The organism is Nocardioides limicola, assembly GCF_016827675.1.
In the GTDB taxonomy this organism is placed as follows: Bacteria; Actinomycetota; Actinomycetes; order Propionibacteriales; family Nocardioidaceae; genus Nocardioides; species Nocardioides limicola.
In genome coordinates, this window is sequence record NZ_JAERJA010000001.1 from 446,594 (window position 1) to 465,096 (window position 18,503).

Here is an 18,503-nt window from a genome sequence, read left to right on the forward strand (position 1 = left end):
CCGGGCGGTCACTGCGGCAGCGTGTCACCGGGGATGGTGCTCAGTCGGCGGACCAGCAGATCAGATCGCAGGTCGGTCACCGGCCCCACCTCGGCGGTCGCGTTGAGCACGGCCGCCCCGTCGCCACTGACCAGCACCAGCGACAGGTCCAGCGACCGCACCTGGGGCAGGTCGTTCTGCAGGGTTGCCACCATCCGCACCAGCCGCTCGAGTTCGTTCACGTCCACCGGTTCCGCGCCCCGGTAGCCGAACATCAACGGCGCCGAACGCACCTCGCGGATCATCTCCGCGGCTTCGGACTCGGCCAGCGGCGGGATCCGGAAGGACCGATCCTGCAGCAGCTCGGTGAGCGGACCCGAGATCCCGAACGAGACCACCGGGCCGAACAGCGGGTCCTCGCCGCTGGTGATGGCCACCGGGACCCCCGGGGCCGCGTTCCGCTGGACGACGAACGTGACATCGTCGGCAAGCCGGCTCAGCGTGGCCCAGGCGTCCTTCATCTCACGGACCGACTGGATGTTGCGCCACACGTGCGACTGGTCCGGGCGCTGACGCAGCCGCTCGTCGGTGGCCTTCAGCACCACCCCCCAGCCGAGCTTCTTGCCTGCCGCCACCGCCTCCTCGACACTGGCCACGTCGATGCAGTCGGCCACCTCGACGCCGTAGTGACTCAGCAGCTGGGCGAGCTCGCTGCGGGTCAGCTCCCTCCCGTCGGGGCTTCCGGCCAGGATCTCGCTGACCACCTGCTTCGCCGCGGGCAGGTCGGTCTCGCCGTCGCGGACCGCGGGACCTTCCGGGCTGCGCAGCCACACGGCGTACTCGACCACGCGGGCGAGCGCCCGGACGGCCGCTTCGACCGCCGGGTACGACGGCACGGAGCCACGACCGGCGGTGGCGCCGGCGACGTCGGGCACGCGGAGGAGTTCGGGAACGCCTTCGGAGCCGAGGAAGGTCGAGACCAGCGGCTTGTCCGACTGTTCACCGACCGCGGCGAGCACGTTGGCCACCTCCTCGCCCGTCACGTTCAACGGGGGGATGTAGACCGCCACCACCGAGTCCACCTCCGGGTCGTCGATGGCGGCATCGAGCGCATCCTCGAACTCCTCGGCGCCTGCTTCGGCGCCCAAGGACTCAGATCGGTTCACGACCAGTCCGACGGCCGAGGCCGCGTCGGCCGCGAGCAGGCCGAGCGCATCGGAGTTGCCCACCACGGCGACCCGTCGGCCCACCGGCAGGGGCTGGTGGGCGAGCAACTGGGCCACGTCGAACATCTCGTCGAGCGTGTCGACCTGGATGACACCGGCCTGTCGGAACATCGCGTCGACCGCCTGCTGTGGCGCGCCGATGCTGCGGACCGTGTGACCCATCGGGACGCCCTGGGTGGTGCGCCCCGACCGCACCGCGATGATCGGTTTGCGTCGGGACACCCGCCGGGCGATCCGGGAGAACTTGCGCGGGTTTCCGATCGACTCGAGGTAGAGCAGCACCACCTCGGTGGCGTCGTCCTCCTCCCAGTACTGGAGCAGGTCGTTGCCGGAGACGTCGGCACGGTTGCCGGCCGAGACGAACGTGGACAGGCCGAGCCCACGATTGTTGACCTTCTCCAGGATCGCCGAGCCGAGCGCCCCGGACTGGCAGAAGAAGCCGGCACGCCCTCGCGCCGGCATCAGCGGCGAGAGGGAGGCGTTCAGCGACGTCTGCGGGTCGGTGTTGATCACCCCGAGGCAGTTCGGGCCGATCAGTCGCAGACCGTACGAGCGGGCCAGCCCGACCAGTCTCCGTTGCCGGCGCCGGCCCTCGTCGCCGGTCTCCGCGAACCCCGACGAGATCACCACCAGCCCGTGCACGCCCTTGGCGGCACAGTCGAGCACCACGTCCTGCACGGCCTCGGCCGGCACCGCCACCACCGCGACGTCGACCGGTCCTTCGATGTCCACGACGCTCTTGTACGCCGGCAGGCCGCTCACCGCGTCGGCGCTCGGGTTCACGGCGTACACCCGTCCGGTGAAATCGCCGGTGACCAGGTTCCGCACCAACGCCCGGCCGATGGTGTCCTGACGGCGACTGGCGCCGATCACGGCCACCGACTTGGCGTTGAAGAAGGTCTGGATCGAGGTGGCTTCGGCCCGGTGCTCGCGGTGCTGCATGACGCCGATCGCGGTGTCGGTGGGGTCGATCGGGAACTCGAGCAGCATCACCCCGTCCTCGTAGCCGCCGGCCACCCGGTAGCCGGCATCCCGGAAGGTTTGGATCATCCGCTGGTTGTCGGGCAGGACCTCGGCACGGAAGCGTTCCACGCCACGCTCGCGACCGGCCTGGGCGAGGTGTTCGAGGAGGATCTGGGCGATGCCGCGACCCTGATGCTCGTCCTGCACGAGGAAGGCGACCTCGGCCTCTCCGGGCTCCACCACGTCGTACCTGCCGACGGCGATCATCTGTTCGGCGACCAGCACCACGAACGCGACCCGGTCGTGGTGATCCACCTGGGTGAACCGGTCCACGTCCCGCTCGGACAGGGTGGGCATGGCGGTGAAGAACCGGTAGTACTTGGAGGTGTCGGACACCCGGGCGTAGAACTCGACCAGCAGCTCTGCGTCGCTCGCCCGGATCGGCCTGATGTGGGCGGTGCGCCCGTCCCGCAGCACGACGTCGGCCTCCCAGTGCCTGGGGGCTTCGAGATCGTCGGCTGGCATGGGACAAATCTAGTGGAGACCGACGAATCACAGTGCGACGGGCGTGCCACCCGCAGATGCGCGGCACTGGGCGGGAAGAATGTCGGGCATGGCACGCCGAAGCACCAAGACCCCGCTCCCCGACGACTTCGAGGAGCACATCCTCGACATCGACGTCTCCGACGAGATGCGGGGATCCTTCCTCGAGTACGCCTACTCGGTGATCTACTCCCGGGCCCTGCCTGACGCCCGGGACGGGCTCAAGCCGGTGCAGCGCCGGATCCTGGCCACCATGAACGACATGAACCTGCGGCCCGACCGCGGGCACGTGAAGAGCGCCCGCGTCGTCGGTGAGGTGATGGGTCGACTGCACCCGCACGGTGACAGCGCCATCTACGACGCCCTGGTGCGGATGTCCCAGTCCTGGTCGATGCGGGTGCCGATGATCGACGGCCACGGCAACTTCGGCTCCCCCGACGACTCCCCCGCGGCGATGCGATACACCGAGTGCCGGATGGCCGCCCCCGCCGTGGCGATGACCGAGTCGATCGACGAGGACACGGTCGACTTCAAGGCCAACTACGACTCCCGCGAGATGGAGCCGACGGTCCTGCCGGCGGCGCTGCCGAACCTCATCGTCAACGGAACCACCGGGATCGCGGTCGGGATGGCCACCAACATCGCCCCGCACAACCTGGTCGAGGTGGTCCAGGCGCTGCGGCACCTGATCAAGCATCCGAACGCCTCCACCGACGATCTGATGAGGTTCATCCCCGGCCCCGACCTGCCCACCGGAGGCAAGATCGTCGGCCTGGAGGGCATCCGTGACGCCTACGAGACCGGGCGCGGCACCTTCAAGATGCGGGCCACGGCGCGTGTCGAGCAGGTCAGCCCGCGACGCAAGGGGATCGTGGTCACCGAGCTCCCCTACGGTGTCGGCACCGAGCGGGTGATCGAACGGATCAAGACGCTGGTGCAGAACAAGAAGCTCTCCGGTATCTCCGACATCAAGGACCTCACCGACCGCGCCAAAGGTCTCCGGCTGGTGATCGAGGTCAAGAACGGCATCAACCCCGACGTGCTGCTCGAACAGCTCTACAAGCAGACGCCGATGGAGGACAGCTTCGGCATCAACACGGTGGCGCTGGTCGAGGGCCAGCCTCGCACCCTGGGGTTGAAGGAACTGCTCGATGTCTTCCTCGGTCATCGGTACGACGTGGTCCGGCGCCGCTCCGCGTTCCGGCGTCGCAAGGCCGCCGACCGACTCCACCTGGTCGACGGCCTGCTCATCGCGATCCTCGACATCGACGAGGTGATCCAACTGATCCGGGCCAGCGACAACGCGGCGGAGGCGAAGCAGCGGCTGATGACGGTGTTCGAGCTGACCGAGACCCAGGCCGAGTACATCCTGGAGATGCCGCTGCGGCGACTCACCCGGTTCTCGAAGTTGGAGTTGGAGAAGGAGAAGGGCGAGCTCGAACAGACCATCACCGAGCTCGACGCGATCCTGGCCGATGAGGGGCTGCTGCGGCGGGTGGTATCGGACGAACTGGCTGAGGTGGCCAAGAAGTTCGGCACCCCGCGACGGACGGTGCTGTTGGAGTCTGCGGGCACTCAGGCGCTGGCCGCGGCCAGCACGCCGCTGGAGGTGCCCGACGACCCGTGCCTGGTCTACCTCTCCTCGACCGGACTCCTGGCGCGCACCAGCAGCGACGAGGTGCCGGGGGCCGAAGGCGCCCGGAGCAAGCACGACGTGATCGTCTCGGCGGTGCGCAGCACCGCCCGGGGCGAGGTCGGGGTGCTGACCAATCAGGGCCGTCTGGTCAGGCTCGGTGTCCTGGAGCTCCCCCAGCTCCCGGCCACAGCGAACCATCCGCATCTGGCCGGGGCACATCCGCTGAGCGAGTTCCTGGCCCTGGAACCGGGCGAACGGGTGCTCGCCCTGACCTCGCTGACCGAGGACGGGCCGGGTCTGGCCCTGGGCACCAGTCAGGGTGTGGTGAAACGCGTGAACCCCGAGGTGCTCGGCAAGGACTCCTGGGAGATCATCGCGCTCAAGGACGGTGACGAGGTGGTCGGTGCCGTCGAGCTGCGCACCGGGACCGAGGAGCTGTGCTTCATCTCCACCGACGCGCAGTTGCTCCGCTTCAGCGCTGAACTGGTGCGCCCCCAGGGCAGATCCGGTGGCGGCATCGCCGGGATCAGGCTCGCCGACGATGCCACCGTGGCCTGGTTCGGTGTCGTCGACTCCGAGGACGCCGTGGTGGTCACCGCATCGGGATCGTCGACCGCGCTCCCGGGCACCGAGGTCGGCTCGGTCAAGGTGACCAGCTTCGCCGAGTACCCACCGAAGGGACGAGGGACCGGCGGGGTGCGCTGCCACCGCTTCCTCAAGGGTGAGGACACCCTGATCGTGGCCTGGGCCGGAGCAGCTCCGGCACGCGCCGCGGCGGCCAGCGGCGCACCGGTCGAACTGCCCGAACCGGGTGGTCGCCGGGACGGGTCCGGCGTACCGGTGGCTCAGCCGATCGCAGCGGTCGCCCCGGAGGTAGCGTCCAGGTTCGTCGCTACGCCCCCTGTGGCAGGCTGACCCCATGGTGAATCCGTGGACGTTCCTGAGTGGTGTCCTCCTCGTCCTTCTGCTCAGTTCGTGCACCGACGACCCGGCCCCGGCAATCAGTCCGGCGAGCGTGCTGGCCCAGGCCAAGGAGCGGATCGACGCCACCAGCGGGGTCCAACTCCGGATCACCAGTGACGGCCTCCCCCGAGGCGTCCAGGGTCTGGCCGCCGCCGAGGGAGTGCTGACTCGGGCACCGGCCTTCGAGGGGACCGTCGACGTCGTCTTCGCGGGCACCCAGGTGCAGGTCCCGGTGGTGGCGGTCGATGACACGGTCTACGTGCAGTTGCCGTTGGTGACGGGGTGGAGCGACATCGATCCCAGCGCCTACGGGATCCCCGACCCGTCCACCTTCCTCGACCCCGAGCAGGGTCTGGCGACGTTGCTGACCGACGCCACCGACGTCACCGAGACCGGCAGCGTCCGCGGTGGTGAACAGAACCGCGAGGTGCTCACCGAGTACGCAGCCGTGCTGCCCGAGGAGGCGGTACGCCGGTTCCTGCCGACCGCGACCGGTGACGTGGACGCCAGCTTCACCATCTCCGGCGGCGAGTTGCGCGATGCCACCTTGACCGGGGTCTTCTACCCCGACGCTGCGCCGATGTCCTATGTGATCACCTTCGTCGACTACGACGTTGCCCAGGAGATCACCGCTCCGTGATCCGCTCCCCCCGGCTCCTGCTGGCCCTGGCCGCGGTGGCCGTGGGCTTCGCTGCCGTCGACACCTACGTGGTGGTGCTGGCCCTGCCGGACATGATGGGCAGCGCCGGGATCCCGATCGACGAACTGCAACGCGCAGCGCCGATCATCTCCGGATTCCTGTTGGGGTACGTCGCGATGCTGCCGATGATCGGCAGGATCGCCGACCTCCAGGGCCGGGTGCCGGTGCTGATCGCCTCGTTGCTGATCTTCGCGGTGGGCTCGCTGGTGACGGCCCTGGCATACGACCTGCCGAGCATGGTGACCGGCAGGTTCCTGCAAGGCGTCGGCGGCGGCGGGCTGGTCCCGGCCACGCTGGCGCTGGTCGCGGACCTCTACCCGGTGCACCGACGGGGGGTGCCGCTCGGTCTGGTGTCCGCGGTGCAGGAGTTGGGCAGCGTGGCCGGACCGTTGTTCGGCGCGTTGGTGCTGTCGGTGGCGGGCTGGCGGACCATCTTCGTCATCAATCTGGTGGTCGGCCTGGTGTTGGCGGCGGCGATCCGTGCCGGTGTCGGCGAACGCAGGCGTTCCCCCCGGGGACCCCGCGCCCGGCGTCCAGCTGCCGGGAGCCTGCTGCTCCCGCTCGCGTTGGGGGCTGCCGTGGTGACGATGGTCCGCCCACAGGCGCTGATGCGGGACGTGACGTGGGGCCAGATCTTCATCCCGCTGGCCGGTGAGAGCAGGTGGATGACCAGCGTCGGTCTGGCCACACTCGCGCTCACCGTCGCTTTCGTCGTGCGGTGCCTGACCGGTGCCCATCCGCTGGTCGACCTCCGGTCGTGGTGGGGGTCGCTGCGAGCGGCGGACCTGCCCGGCTCACTGCTGCTGGCCGTGGCTCTGGGTGGGGTGATCCTGGCCTTCTCCACCGCGGACCCCGAGATCGAGGTCTTCAGCGAGCACGGGCTGGCCTGGCTCGGTGTGGCCGGCGTGGGTGGCGTGGGCCTGCTGCTGCACCTGCGGCGCGCCAAGGCCCCGTTGGTGCCCCGCGGTGCCCTGGCCCGTACGCCCGCCTGGGGCGGCCTGCTGGTCAGCTTCTTCGTCGGGGCGGCGCTGATCGCTGCCCTGATCGACATCCCGTTGTTCGCACGGACCACGGCGTACCCGGACTCCCAACTGATGGCGGCGCTGGTGCTGCTGCGCTTCCTGGTGGCCCTGCCGGTGGGCGCGGTCGCCGGAGGGTTCCTGCTGCGGGTCGCTCCGGCGGGTGTGGTGACGGGGGCGGGCATGTTCCTGTCCGTGATCGGCTTCACGATGATGAGCAACTGGGGACTCGACGCACTGGGGCACTGGTCCTCGGATGTGGCACTGGTTCTCGCCGGCTTGGGGTTCGGCCTGGCACTCGCTCCGGTGAACGCCGCCGTGCTGGCCAGCACCGAGTCGGCGGTGCACGGCCTGGCCAGTGCCCTGGTAGTGGTGGCGAGGATGGTCGGGATGCTGGTGGGCATCTCGGCACTGACCACCCTGGGTCTGCGTCGCTACTACGCCGCCCAGAGCGACCTGCCGCCGATCCGCGAGGTCTGCGACGGCTTGAGTCGCTGTCCCGAGTTCACCGTGCTCCTGCAGGAGGCCGGGATCGCGCAGCAGCAGACCGTGTTCGCCGGGGCGGCGGTCTGCTGTGCGGTGGCCGGGCTGCTCGCCCTGATCCTCTTCCGCAGCGCCAGGACCCGGGGCCTGCCGGCTGCGGAGACCCTGCGGGCGTCGGGGTAGAACTTTCCGATGAACTGGGCGCCCCTGCCGTGAAGCGGTGAGGTCGGCGGAACACAGCGTGCTGGGACGGGTCACCTCGCCGACACCGGATCCGGATAGATTTCGCCCTATGGACGCCGCACAGTTCCCGACCCCGCCCGCCGACTCCGGCGACTTCGCCGACCTGATCGAGGCCAACCGGAAGTATGCCGAGACCTTCGAGTACGCCGGCTTCGACGGCGTGGCGAAGGCCGGCATCGCCATCGTCACCTGCATGGACTCCCGGATCGACCCGCTGAAGATGCTCGGACTGACCCACGGGGACGCCAAGATCTTCCGCAATCCCGGTGGCCGGGTGACCCCACAGGCTCTCGAGGCTCTGGTCCTCGGCGCTCACCTGCTGGGGGTCGAACGAGTGCTGGTGATCCCGCACACCCGGTGCGCCATGGCTGCCAACACCGAGGAGGACCTGCGGATCAAGGTAGGGAAGTCGGCCGGCCAGGATGCCTCGTGGCAACCCTTCAACGTGGTGCCGGACCAGACAGCGGCCCTGGCGGAGGACCTACGCCGGGTGCGCACCCATCCGCTGATCCCCGACTCGGTGAAGGTGGGCGGCTTCCTCTACCACGTCGACACCGGCCTGCTCGAGCAGAAGTTCTGATCGACGCTCAGGCGTCCAGCGCCTCGACATCCACCTCGTAGGCGCCCTGCACGATGAACTCCTTGCGTGGACGCATTACCTGTTCCCCTCTGCCGCAGCGTCCGCGATGTCTCGCCAGAGTTCACTCAGCACCTCGGTCACCTCGGTGAGGTAGTCGAGTTCGGCGCGTCGTTCACCTACCGACCGGTGGAGTTCGGCGTAGGCAGCCGCATTCAACTCTTCGGCCGCCCGCGCTGCGGCTTCAAAGGGAGCCACGAGTTCTTCGCCAGAGGCCCCAGCGCGGAGAACCGTCAGAACCGCGGCCTCCGCCGTCTCGTATCGGGTGTCGGCTCGGTCGAGGTCGCCAACTGACATCAGAAGTCGAGGTCCTCGTCGCTGAGATGCCCTCCGTTGTGCACGATGAACCGCTTACACCGGCACATCGTCATCGCCGTCCTGCTCACGCAGCCACGGAAGGTGCGGGGCGAACTCCCGATTGAGTCGGCGCATGCGCCACTTGGCGACCTCCGTGGCGACAAACCCCGTGACCATGCCCGCCCAGAACCACCAGCCCACATCCCACCGAAGGTCAGCGATGAACAATAGTGCGGTCCCCACAAGCCAAGGCACGTAGTCGCGCACACGTGCGGCGGCGTACCTGGAGGCCATCAGAAGTCGAGGTCTTCGACGCTTGTATGTCCTGCGTTCACAACGATGAACTCCTTGCGCGGGGCGACGTCTGAGCCCATCAGCAACTCGAACACACGGGTCGCCTCGCTGGCGTCATCGACGGTGATCCGGCGCAAGGTGCGATGCCGGGGATCCATGGTGGTCTCGGCCAGCTGGTCAGCGTCCATCTCGCCCAGGCCCTTGTAGCGCTGCACCGGGTCCTTCCAGCGGACCCCCTTCTTCGTGAGCTCGGCCAACTTCCGCTGCAGTTCGTCATCGGAGTAGGTGTAGAGGTACTTCTCCATGCCCTTCTTCGGGTTCGACAACTCGATCCGGTGCAGCGGTGGAACGGCCGAGAAGACCCGGCCGGACTGGATCAGGTCAGGCATGTACTTGTAGAACAGCGTCGCCAACAGACAGCGGATGTGCGCCCCGTCCGAGTCGGCGTCGGCCATGAAGATGATCCGCCCGTACCGGGTCGCGTCGAGGTCGAAGGTACGGCCCGAGCCTGCACCGACCACTTGGATGATCGCGGCACACTCGCTGTTCTTGAGCATGTCGGCCACCGACGCCTTCTGCACGTTCAGGATCTTGCCGCGGATCGGCAGCAGGGCCTGGAACTCCGAATCGCGGGCCAGCTTCGCGGTGCCGAGCGCCGAGTCCCCCTCGACGATGAAGAGTTCGGTGCGTTCATTGTCCGCGGCGCGACAGTCGGCCAACTTGGCCGGGAGCGCCGAGGACTCCAGCGCGTTCTTGCGGCGCTGGGTCTCCTTGTGCTGCCGGGCTGCGATCCGGGTCCTGGCGGCTCCGGCCACCTTGTCCATGACCAGTTTGGCCTGCGCCTTCTCGGCACGCTTGGTGGAGGTGAGGAACGCCTTCAGTTCCCCTGCCACCACCTTCCGGACGATGGCCCGGGCCGCCGGAGTGCCGAGGATCTCCTTGGTCTGACCCTCGAACTGCGGCTCGGCCAGGCGCACCGTCACCACCCCGGTGAGTCCCTCGAGCACGTCGTCCTTGATGACATCGGCATCGTTGACCTTGAGGGTCTTGCCGGCTCGCATAACCTCGTTGAACGTCTTGGTGAGGGCGTTCTCGAATCCCGACACGTGCGTGCCGCCCTTGGGGGTGGCGATCACGTTCACGAAGGAACGCACCTGGGTCTCATAGCCGAGACCCCACCGGATGGCCACGTCGACGCCGAGCTCGCGTTCGACCTCCTGGGGAGTCATGTGTCCTGCTTCGTCAAGCAGCGGGACCGTCTCGGTGAAGGTGCCCGAGCCCTGCAGGCGGAGCACATCGGTGACCGGCTCGTCCTGGGCCAGGAACTCCGCGAACTCGGCGATCCCGCCGTCGTGGCGGAACTTCTCCTCGCGTGGGTCGTCACCTCGCAGGTCACGGATGACCAACTCAAGACCGGGAACGATGAAGGAGGTCTGCCTGGCCCGGGTGACCAGTTCCTCGAAGACGAAGGTCGCATCCCGGGTGAAGATCTGCCGGTCCGGCCAGAACCGGACCCGCGTGCCGCTGTTGGTCTTCGAGACCCGCTTGCCCTTCCGGGTCAGACCGGACCTGGCCTCGAACTGCCCGCCCGGTCCCTCGGTGCTGAAGACCCCCGGGGCGCCACGCTGGAAGGAGAGCCCCTGCTGTGAGGGTGCCCGGTCCACATCGATGTCCATCCGCGCCGACAGCGCGTTCACCACCGAGAGCCCCACTCCGTGCAGGCCACCGGTGGCCACATACGAACCGCCACCGAACTTGCCGCCGGCGTGCAGCTTGGTGGCGACCACCTCCACGCCGGGAAGCCCGGTCCGGGGCTCCTTGTCGGTCGGGATGCCGCGGCCGTCGTCGTACACCTCGACCGAGTCGTCGCGGTGCAGGGTGACCTCGACACGAGTGGCCGCGCCGGCCAGTGCCTCATCGACGCCGTTGTCGATCACCTCCCAGACACAGTGCATCAGGCCGCGGGTGTCGGTGGAGCCGATGTACATCCCCGGGCGTTTGCGGACCGCCTCCAGGCCTTCGAGGACCAGGAGGTGTGCGGCGTTGTACGTGGTGTCGATCGTGGTGCTCCAGGCTCGCAGGGACGTGATGGGTACGCTTGAAATCTACCCGCGACACGCCCGAGGCCGACGCAGGCTCGCCTACCGCACCGACGGCGGCCGCGGGTCTAGGTTGGACTTCATCAACAGTGAAGGCGACCACGGTCACGAATCGACACCGATGCGGCAACATCGTGGCGAAACCGAGCCGGGATCACGTCACCGTTGGAGATGGTGGACGTTGTACTAGTAAGGAACCTTCAGCGGGTGTCCCACCCACCGGAGAATTCTGAGCAGGACGACGTGGTCCGTGATTGGATATCGGCTCCACGTGGAGTAGATCACGGTCGGTGCGGGAATGTTGGAGGCACCGGCTAGGTTGTGCTCCACGACAGGACGCCGAGGAGAGAGAAGAGGCCGAAGTGACCACTGTAGTTGCCCCCGACGCCACTGCCCTGACCGCTGCCGACCGTTGCGACCGTTGCGGCGCCCAGGCCTACCTGCGTGTCGAGCTCGCCACCGGTGGCGAACTTCTCTTCTGCGCTCACCACGCCCGCGAGCACGGTGAGGCCCTGCGGCAGATCGCCGTCACGGTCCAGGACGAGACCCACAAGCTCGCCGGCACCCAGGCCGAGGGCCAGCACTGATCGCCGGCCCCCACACTCGACACGGCTGGCCCCGGACCCTTCGGTCCGGGGCCAGTTGCGTGTCCGGAGGCAGACTCGGATGAGCATCGTCGAGATAGTGGTCGGACTCCTCCTGCTGATCGGGGTGGCAGGCATCGTGGTCCCGGTGCTGCCGGGCACCCTGCTGATGCTGCTCACTCTGCTGGGCTGGGGGGTGTACGCCGGTGGTGACGCCTGGTGGGTGGTGCTGGTGGGGGGTTCCGTGCTCATCGCGGGGGCAGTCACCGGGTACGCCGTCCCGGGCAAGCGCCTGAAGGCCTCCGGGGTCCCCGGACGCAGCATCATGATCGGGGTGGTGGCCGCCGTCGCGGGCTTCTTCGTGGTGCCGGTGATCGGACTCATCCTCGGCTTCGTGGCCGGGGTCTACCTGGCCGAGACGCTCCGCGTGGGGCCGGCAGACGCCCGGGTGACCACCACGGTGGCGGTGCGCTCGGTGGGCTTGGGGATCCTCATCGAGGCGACCCTGGCCTTCCTGGTGCTGTGCGGGTGGCTGCTGGCCGTGCTCTGGTGGCTCTGACGGTTCAGGGAAGGTGCTTGCTGGCGTAGACCGCCGCCTGCGCGCGGCGCTCCAGGTTCAGTTTGCCGAGCACCGTGGAGACATAGTTCTTCACCGTCTTCTCGGCCAAGAACATGGCCTCGGCGATCTGCCGGTTGGTCATCCCCTCGCCGAGGAGTTCCAGGATCCGGCGCTCCTGGTGGGTCAGTGAGGCCAGGGCAGGGTCCTCCGCGTCGCCGCCGCGGACCCGCTCGAGGACCTGCCGAGTGACCGCCGGGTCGAGCGTGGAGCCACCGGCAGCGAGGGTCCGGATGGTGCGCACCAGGTCGCTGCCGCGCACCTGCTTCAACAGGTAGCCGGCCGCCCCCGCCGTGATCGCGTCGAAGAGCGACTCGTCGTCATAGGCGGTCAGGATCAAGACGGCGATGTTGGGGCACTTGCTTCGGATCTCCCGGCACACCTCGACTCCCGATCCGTCGGGGAGCCGGTCGTCCAGCACCGCCACGTGCGGTCGGGCCACCGGGATCAGTTGCAGTGCTTGGGCCACGCTGTCGGCCTCACCGACGACCTCGATGCCCCCCTGGCGGGCCAGCAGTTCACGCACCCCCTGACGAACGATCTCGTGGTCGTCGACCAGGAACACCCGAACCGGGTCGGGTGCGCCCTCCAACGCCTCGCCCTGGGTCATGACTCGACTCCTCTCTGCATCGCCCGAGCTCCGGAGCCCCGGTGGGCACCGCGATCCGACAGGTGCGGAACCTCCCATATCAAGGTGGTCCCACCGGACTCGCCTGTCAAGGCGAGCGTGCCGCCGAGTGCTTCGGCGCGGGTCTTGAGGTTGTTCAGGCCACTCCAGACCGCCCCCGGTTCGATGCCGTCGCCGTTGTCGCTCACGGTCAGCCGCACGGTCTCGGCGACGTCCAGGCGGACCTCGACCTGGGTGGCGCGGGCGTGGCGTGCCGTGTTCGACAGGGCCTCCCTGGTCACGGCCACGAGTTGGACGCCGACCTGGGCGTTGAGGACACCCTCGTCCAGGCCGGTGAGGCTCAGCTGCGCCGGGAAACCCAGCGCCTCGGCAGCGGCGTTCACCACCTCGGTGACGGCGACCCGTACGTCCTCCGAGCCGGGGGTGGCGGTGAGCCCGAAGATGGAGCGGCGGATCTCCTTGATGGTGGCGTCGATGTTGTCCACCGCCTCCGAGAGTCGTTGAGCCACTGCCGCCGATTCGGGGATGGCCGCGGTGTTCTCCAGCGCCAACCCGACGCCGAAGAGACGCTGGATGACCAGGTCGTGCAGGTCGCGGGCGATCCGGTCGCGGTCCTCGAACAGGACCAGCTTGGCCTCCGCATCCCGCGCCCTGGCCACGTGCAGCGCGAGCGCCGCCTGCTCGGCCAGGGTCTGGGCCATGGCCACGTCCAACCCGATCGACGCCATCGCATTCACCGGCCGCCAGGCCAGGCACAGGACGCCCTCGACTCCTACCGACGAGGTCATCGGGACCAGCACCGCCGGCCCCAGTTCGTCCCAGCCGGGTGTGCCTACCAGGTCCGAGGCCCGCTCGGCCTCGGCGCGCAGATCCGAGACCACGACAGGGGCGCCACTGCGCACCACTTCACCGGCGAGCGTGGTGTCCGGGTCGAGCTCGCGGCCGGCGACGCCCTCGGCGCCCGCCCCGGCCACCGTGTGCAGGCGAAGCCGACGCGCTGAGTCGGTCAGCACCACGGTCACGACGTCGGCACCGGCCACCGCCCGCACGCGGTCCGCCACCGTCTGCAGTGCCTGCTCCTTGCTGACCGGTCCGAGCAGCAGGGCAGTGATGTCCGCGGTGGCCTGCAGCCAGACCTCACGGCGTTCAGCCTCCTGGTAGAGCCGCGCGTTCTCGATCACCACACCAGCGGCGGTGGCCAGCGACAGCACCACCGCCTCGTCGTCCTCGGTGAAGTCCTGACCGCCCGCCTTCTCGGTCAGGTAGAGGTTGCCGAACACCTGGTCACGGATCCGGACCGGGACGCCGAGGAAGCTCCGCATCGGCGGGTGATTGGGGGGGAAGCCGTAACTCTCGGAGTGATCGGCGATGTCGTGGAGGCGGACCGGCTCGGGCCGGTCGATGATCAGGCCGAGCAGGCCGTGGCCCCGCGGCAGTTCTCCGATCCGTGCGGCCTCCTCGGCCGTCAGCCCCCAGGTGACGAACGACGTCAGCCGCCGCTCATCCCCTGGGCCGAGCACTCCCAACGCGCCGTAACTGCAGTCGACCAGGTCGCAGGCAGACCGGACGATCCGTTCCAGCACCGTGTCCAGGGACAGATCCCGGGCGATGGCGGTCACCGAGTCCAACAGCAGTCTGAGCCGCCGTTGGTCATCCATCATCTGGCCGACCCTGCCGAGCACCTCGTTGAGGAGGTCCGACAGCTCGGCATGCGCGAGCGGGGCGAGCGCCGAGGACGGCAGCACGCCTTGCCCGAACAGTCCCGTCCCTGGGGGCGGGTCAGCGGACTCGACCATCGACACGCTCCTCCGGCCTCCCATGACGTCGTCGTCATGTTACTCCGGTGTGGGCGTGGGCATGGGCGTTTGCCACCGAACCTCCACGGGGACCGCCAAGGTCATGCGGCGAGCAGGCGGCGGCCGGTGACCTCCAGGGGGGTGATCCGCACCAGCAGGTTCCGGCCGCCCTCGGCCCACGGGTGTGGCCGGTCGGCCTCCTCCGGCAGTTCGTCGTACTCGAGGCTCTCGGCCCGGCCCCTGATCAGCACGCTCCAGCCGGTGGAGGTGTACTCGTCGTACTCGAAGACCTGGTAGCTCGCCGGCACCTGACCAAGCACCCGCAGCCGGCGGGCCAGGCCGGAGAACGGCGATACTCGGACCAGGATCGCGTCGTCGGCGACGGTGTGATTGACCGGGAAGACCACCGGCCCCTGATCCACGCAGTAGGCGATCTGGCCGACGCTGCGGGTTCTGACGAGATCCAAGCATTCCTCGTTGCCGATCTCACGAAGGTGGCTCGCAAACCATCGCTCGTCCATCCTCATCACGCCTCCTAGTTGCCGACACCCGATCGTCCTCCCCCAAGGATCCCTGGCCGATCGGTCGAAGGACAGGGCCCGTGGCCCCGAGCGCTCCGGGACCTTTGGACGTACCGTGGAAGGTAGGACGCCTCAGGACGCGGGTGGTCCAGATCGGGTGGAATGGAGACAAGCAAGCACGAGGAGGAGCAACATGAACGACAACGCCCCCCAGACCATCGTCGTCGGCGTGGATGGATCGGACGCCTCACGCGCGGCACTCACGTTCGCGGTGCAGGAAGCGCTGCTGCGTGGAGCCAACGTCGAGGTGGTCACGGCCTGGTCGACCCCGACGTATGAGGAGTCCATCCTCGGACTCCAGGCCGCCGCTCTTCGTGAACGTGCCGAGGAGTCCCAGGAGGCGCTGATCAAGGACGTCGTCGGAGGACTTGAGCGCACCCCGGACATCATCCGGACCGTCGAGCACACGGACGCAGGACAGCTGCTCGTCGATCGGTCCGCAGACGGCGCGATGCTGGTGGTCGGCGCCACCGACAAGGGACGACTCTCCCGGGCCGTGCTGGGCTCGGCGAGCACCTACGCAGTGCGGCACGCCAAGGTCCCGGTCGTGGTGGTACCCGACCAGGAGTGATCCCACTCCCACAAGTACGGCGCACCGGCCCCGCGGGGTCGGTGCGCCGTGCCACATCGTGGGCCGGGCTGTGGATCAGTCCAGGTAGTCGCGCAGCACCTGGGAACGGCTGGGGTGCCTGAGCTTCGACATGGTCTTCGACTCGATCTGACGGATCCGCTCCCGGGTGACCCCGTAGACCTTGCCGATCTCATCGAGCGTCTTCGGCTGGCCGTCGGTGAGCCCGAACCGCATGGACACCACTCCTGCCTCGCGCTCCGACAGAGTGTCCAGGACCGCGTGCAGCTGCTCCTGGAGCAGCGTGAACGAGACCGCGTCCGCGGGCACGATGGCTTCGGAGTCCTCGATCAGGTCACCGAACTCGGAGTCGCCGTCCTCCCCCAGGGGGGTGTGCAACGAGATCGGCTCACGGCCGTACTTCTGGACCTCGACGACCTTCTCCGGTGTCATGTCGAGCTCGGCGGCGAGCTCCTCGGGGGTCGGTTCCCGGCCCAGGTCCTGCAGCATCTGGCGCTGCACCCGCGCGAGCTTGTTGATGACCTCCACCATGTGCACCGGGATCCGGATGGTGCGCGCCTGGTCGGCCATCGCCCGGGTGATCGCCTGCCGGATCCACCAGGTGGCATAGGTGGAGAACTTGTAGCCCTTGGTGTAGTCGAACTTCTCCACGGCCCGGATCAGGCCGAGGTTGCCCTCCTGGATCAGATCGAGGAAGAGCATCCCGCGACCGGTGTAGCGCTTGGCGAGGGAGACCACCAGACGGAGGTTGGCCTCCAGCAGGTGGTTCTTCGCCCGGCGACCGTCGTCGGCGATCCATTCGAGCTCGTCCAGCATCTTGGGGCTGATCCGGCCGCCCTTGCCGAGCTTCTCCTCGGCGAAGAGGCCGGCCTCGATCCGCTTGGCGAGCTCGACCTCCATCTCCGCGTTGAGCAGCGAGACCTTGCCGATCTGCTTCAGGTAGTCCTTGACCGGGTCTGCGGTGGCGCCGGCAACCATCACCTGCTGCTCGGGCTCGTCGGTGTCATCGGCGGCGGAGACGACGAAGGCTTCCTTCTCGTCCTCCTTGATCGTCGGGTCCGCGACGACGTCCTTCTCGAACTGCTCGTCGGGGATGTCGGGGAGGATCTTCTTCCCGTCGGGCCCGATGACGACCTCGACCTTCGCCTCGGCCGCGGTGGTGGCCTTCTTCGCCGGAGCTGCCTTCTTGGCCGGAGCCGCCTTCTTCGCGGCCGGCTTGGCGGCCGGCTTGGCGGCCGGTGCCTTCTTGGCTGTCGTGGTCTTGCGCGTCGAAGAGGACGCGGCGGCGGCCGCGGTCGACTCAGACGTCAGGTGCACCTCGAAGCCGAGGCCACTCAGATGCGCAAGGAGTCCCTTGAGGTGCCGCGGTTCCACCGCGGCCTCCTCGCTGGCTCGGCGCACTTCGTCGGGGGTGAGCGCCCTGGCCCCTCCCTCGATGAGGGCCGCGACAGCCGGGTGTGACAACACGCCGGCGGGGAGCTTGGTGCGTGGGTTCGAGGACACGAACACCTCTCGTGAGCGACTGGTGGGCGCGGCAAGGCCCGGTTCCGTCAAGTGCCGCGGTTGGTCATTCTGCCACGGCATCCCAGTGACGCCTCATCCGGTGCTCTTCGCCGCCTGCTTCTTCTGCTTCTTGTAGTCGCGGACCCGCTGCAGGGAGTCCGCGTCGACGACGTCGGCGACCGACCGGTAGCCGTCCAGCGAGTAGTCCCCCGCGGCCTTCTCCCAACCGTCAGGGCGTACGTCGAGTTGCTTGGCGACCAGGGCGGTGAAGATCTGCGCCTTCTGCTTCCCGAAGCCGGGCAGTGCCTGGATCCGCCGCAACAGATCCCGCCCATCGGTGGCCTCGGACCAGATCCGGCTGGCATCGGAGTCGTACTCCTCGACCACGATGCGCGCCAGCTCCTGGAGGCGGGCTGCCATCGAGCCGGGGAACCGGTGGACGGCCGGGGGCGTCGCACACAGGGCTGCGAACTCCTCGGGGTCCGCCGACGCAATGGCGCCGGGGTCAAGCGTTCCGAACCGCTCCAACACCTTCGCGGCGCCCTTGAATGCCTGCTCCATCGGGTACTGCTGGTCCAGCATCATGCCCATCAACACACCGAACGGGGATTCGTCCAGCACCTTGTCGGCGGCAGGCTCCTGGCAGATCTGGAAGTTCATGGGGGCATCGTGCCACGCGGGTCGGGCTATCGGTTGTCGTCGGCCTTGACCGCCATCACCGGGCAGTGCGCATCGAGCAGGATGCGTTGGGCGTTGCTGCCCAGGATCAGCTTGCCCACCGGTGACCTGCGACGCAGACCGATCACGATCAGCTCCGCCTGATTGGCCTCGGCGATCGAGATCAGATCCTCGGCGGGCTCGAACCCGCGGACCAGGGGTCGGATGGTGAACTCGACCCCGGAGTTCTGGAGCTTCTCCTTGGCGGCTGCCATCTCCTGCTCGGCCTGGGAGTGGGCTTCGGCGTCGTAGCCCTGACCGCCTCGGCGCGAGTTCACCACGACCAGGGAACTCCCCCGGAGTTTGGCTTCCGAGACCGCCTTGTCGAGCGCGGCCTCCCCCTCCGGTGTGGCGACATATCCGACGACCACGCTGCCCATGGCAACCCCTTCGTTTCGACGACGCCC

Annotated in this window: 16 protein-coding genes; 7 read left to right on the forward strand and 9 right to left on the reverse strand. The window is 68.5% G+C overall.

Going from position 1 to position 18,503, the window contains the following annotated elements; translation table 11 throughout:
• Positions 1-8: 8 nt before the first annotated feature.
• A complete protein-coding gene (locus JKG67_RS02235) occupies positions 9-2,693 on the reverse strand; it encodes a bifunctional acetate--CoA ligase family protein/GNAT family N-acetyltransferase (protein WP_203335610.1) in 2,685 nt (894 codons plus the stop codon).
• Positions 2,694-2,781: 88 nt separating this feature from the next.
• Here JKG67_RS02235 and JKG67_RS02240 point away from each other — a divergent pair, with 88 nt between their 5' ends.
• From JKG67_RS02240 to JKG67_RS02255, 4 genes are all read left to right on the forward strand, one after another.
• Entirely contained in the window at positions 2,782-5,262 is a 2,481-nt protein-coding gene (locus JKG67_RS02240; RefSeq protein ID WP_203335611.1) for a DNA gyrase/topoisomerase IV subunit A, read from the forward strand.
• A 4-nt stretch (positions 5,263-5,266) separates the two neighbouring features.
• On the forward strand, positions 5,267-5,950 hold the full coding sequence (locus tag JKG67_RS02245) for an LppX_LprAFG lipoprotein (protein WP_203335612.1): 684 nt from the start codon (positions 5,267-5,269) through the stop codon (positions 5,948-5,950).
• Positions 5,947-7,695: an MFS transporter gene (locus tag JKG67_RS02250; RefSeq protein ID WP_203335613.1), complete on the forward strand. Its 1,749-nt coding sequence runs from the start codon at positions 5,947-5,949 to the stop codon at positions 7,693-7,695. Before JKG67_RS02245 ends, JKG67_RS02250 begins: the two co-directional genes overlap by 4 nt.
• 109 nt (positions 7,696-7,804) lie before the next feature.
• Positions 7,805-8,335 carry a beta-class carbonic anhydrase gene (locus JKG67_RS02255; protein WP_203335614.1) on the forward strand — a complete coding sequence of 177 codons (531 nt, stop codon included), beginning with the start codon at positions 7,805-7,807 and terminating at the stop codon, positions 8,333-8,335.
• Positions 8,336-8,410: 75 nt separating this feature from the next.
• On the opposite strand, the gene JKG67_RS02260 is transcribed toward JKG67_RS02255, so the two are convergent.
• Together JKG67_RS02260 and JKG67_RS02265 are read right to left on the reverse strand one after the other, a co-directional pair.
• Complete coding sequence (locus JKG67_RS02260) at positions 8,411-8,590, reverse strand: hypothetical protein (protein ID WP_203335615.1); 180 nt, start codon at positions 8,588-8,590, stop codon at positions 8,411-8,413.
• Between the two features lie 392 nt (positions 8,591-8,982).
• The gene (locus tag JKG67_RS02265; protein ID WP_203335926.1) at positions 8,983-11,073 is read right to left on the reverse strand and encodes a DNA gyrase/topoisomerase IV subunit B; all 2,091 of its coding nucleotides are present in this window, start codon (positions 11,071-11,073) and stop codon (positions 8,983-8,985) included.
• A 371-nt stretch (positions 11,074-11,444) separates the two neighbouring features.
• Between JKG67_RS02265 and JKG67_RS02270 the strand changes: the two genes are divergently transcribed.
• On the forward strand, positions 11,445-11,669 hold the full coding sequence (locus tag JKG67_RS02270; RefSeq protein ID WP_203335616.1) for a DUF7455 domain-containing protein: 225 nt from the start codon (positions 11,445-11,447) through the stop codon (positions 11,667-11,669).
• 79 nt (positions 11,670-11,748) lie between these two features.
• Complete coding sequence (locus JKG67_RS02275; RefSeq protein ID WP_203335617.1) at positions 11,749-12,225, forward strand: DUF456 domain-containing protein; 477 nt, start codon at positions 11,749-11,751, stop codon at positions 12,223-12,225.
• A gap of 4 nt (positions 12,226-12,229) precedes the next feature.
• On the opposite strand, the gene JKG67_RS02280 is transcribed toward JKG67_RS02275, so the two are convergent.
• The 3 genes from JKG67_RS02280 to JKG67_RS02290 form a co-directional block, all read right to left on the reverse strand.
• Positions 12,230-12,892, reverse strand: coding sequence for a response regulator (locus JKG67_RS02280; protein ID WP_203335618.1), 663 nt, complete (start codon positions 12,890-12,892; stop codon positions 12,230-12,232).
• Positions 12,889-14,706, reverse strand: coding sequence for a sensor histidine kinase (locus JKG67_RS02285; protein WP_203335619.1), 1,818 nt, complete (start codon positions 14,704-14,706; stop codon positions 12,889-12,891). Before JKG67_RS02285 ends, JKG67_RS02280 begins: the two co-directional genes overlap by 4 nt.
• A 101-nt stretch (positions 14,707-14,807) precedes the next feature.
• Complete coding sequence (locus JKG67_RS02290) at positions 14,808-15,173, reverse strand: pyridoxamine 5'-phosphate oxidase family protein (RefSeq protein WP_203335620.1); 366 nt, start codon at positions 15,171-15,173, stop codon at positions 14,808-14,810.
• Positions 15,174-15,420: 247 nt separating this feature from the next.
• On the opposite strand from JKG67_RS02290, the gene JKG67_RS02295 reads away from it, so the two are divergent.
• On the forward strand, positions 15,421-15,858 hold the full coding sequence (locus JKG67_RS02295) for a universal stress protein (protein WP_203335621.1): 438 nt from the start codon (positions 15,421-15,423) through the stop codon (positions 15,856-15,858).
• Between the two features lie 75 nt (positions 15,859-15,933).
• Here JKG67_RS02295 and JKG67_RS02300 read toward each other — a convergent pair whose 3' ends face one another.
• The 3 genes from JKG67_RS02300 to JKG67_RS02310 form a co-directional block, all read right to left on the reverse strand.
• Positions 15,934-17,385, reverse strand: coding sequence for an RNA polymerase sigma factor (locus JKG67_RS02300; protein WP_372442032.1), 1,452 nt, complete (start codon positions 17,383-17,385; stop codon positions 15,934-15,936).
• Between the two features lie 87 nt (positions 17,386-17,472).
• On the reverse strand, positions 17,473-18,039 hold the full coding sequence (locus JKG67_RS02305) for an HhH-GPD-type base excision DNA repair protein (protein WP_203335622.1): 567 nt from the start codon (positions 18,037-18,039) through the stop codon (positions 17,473-17,475).
• A 26-nt stretch (positions 18,040-18,065) separates the two neighbouring features.
• The gene (locus tag JKG67_RS02310) at positions 18,066-18,476 is read right to left on the reverse strand and encodes a universal stress protein (RefSeq protein WP_203335623.1); all 411 of its coding nucleotides are present in this window, start codon (positions 18,474-18,476) and stop codon (positions 18,066-18,068) included.
• Positions 18,477-18,503: the final 27 nt, after the last annotated feature.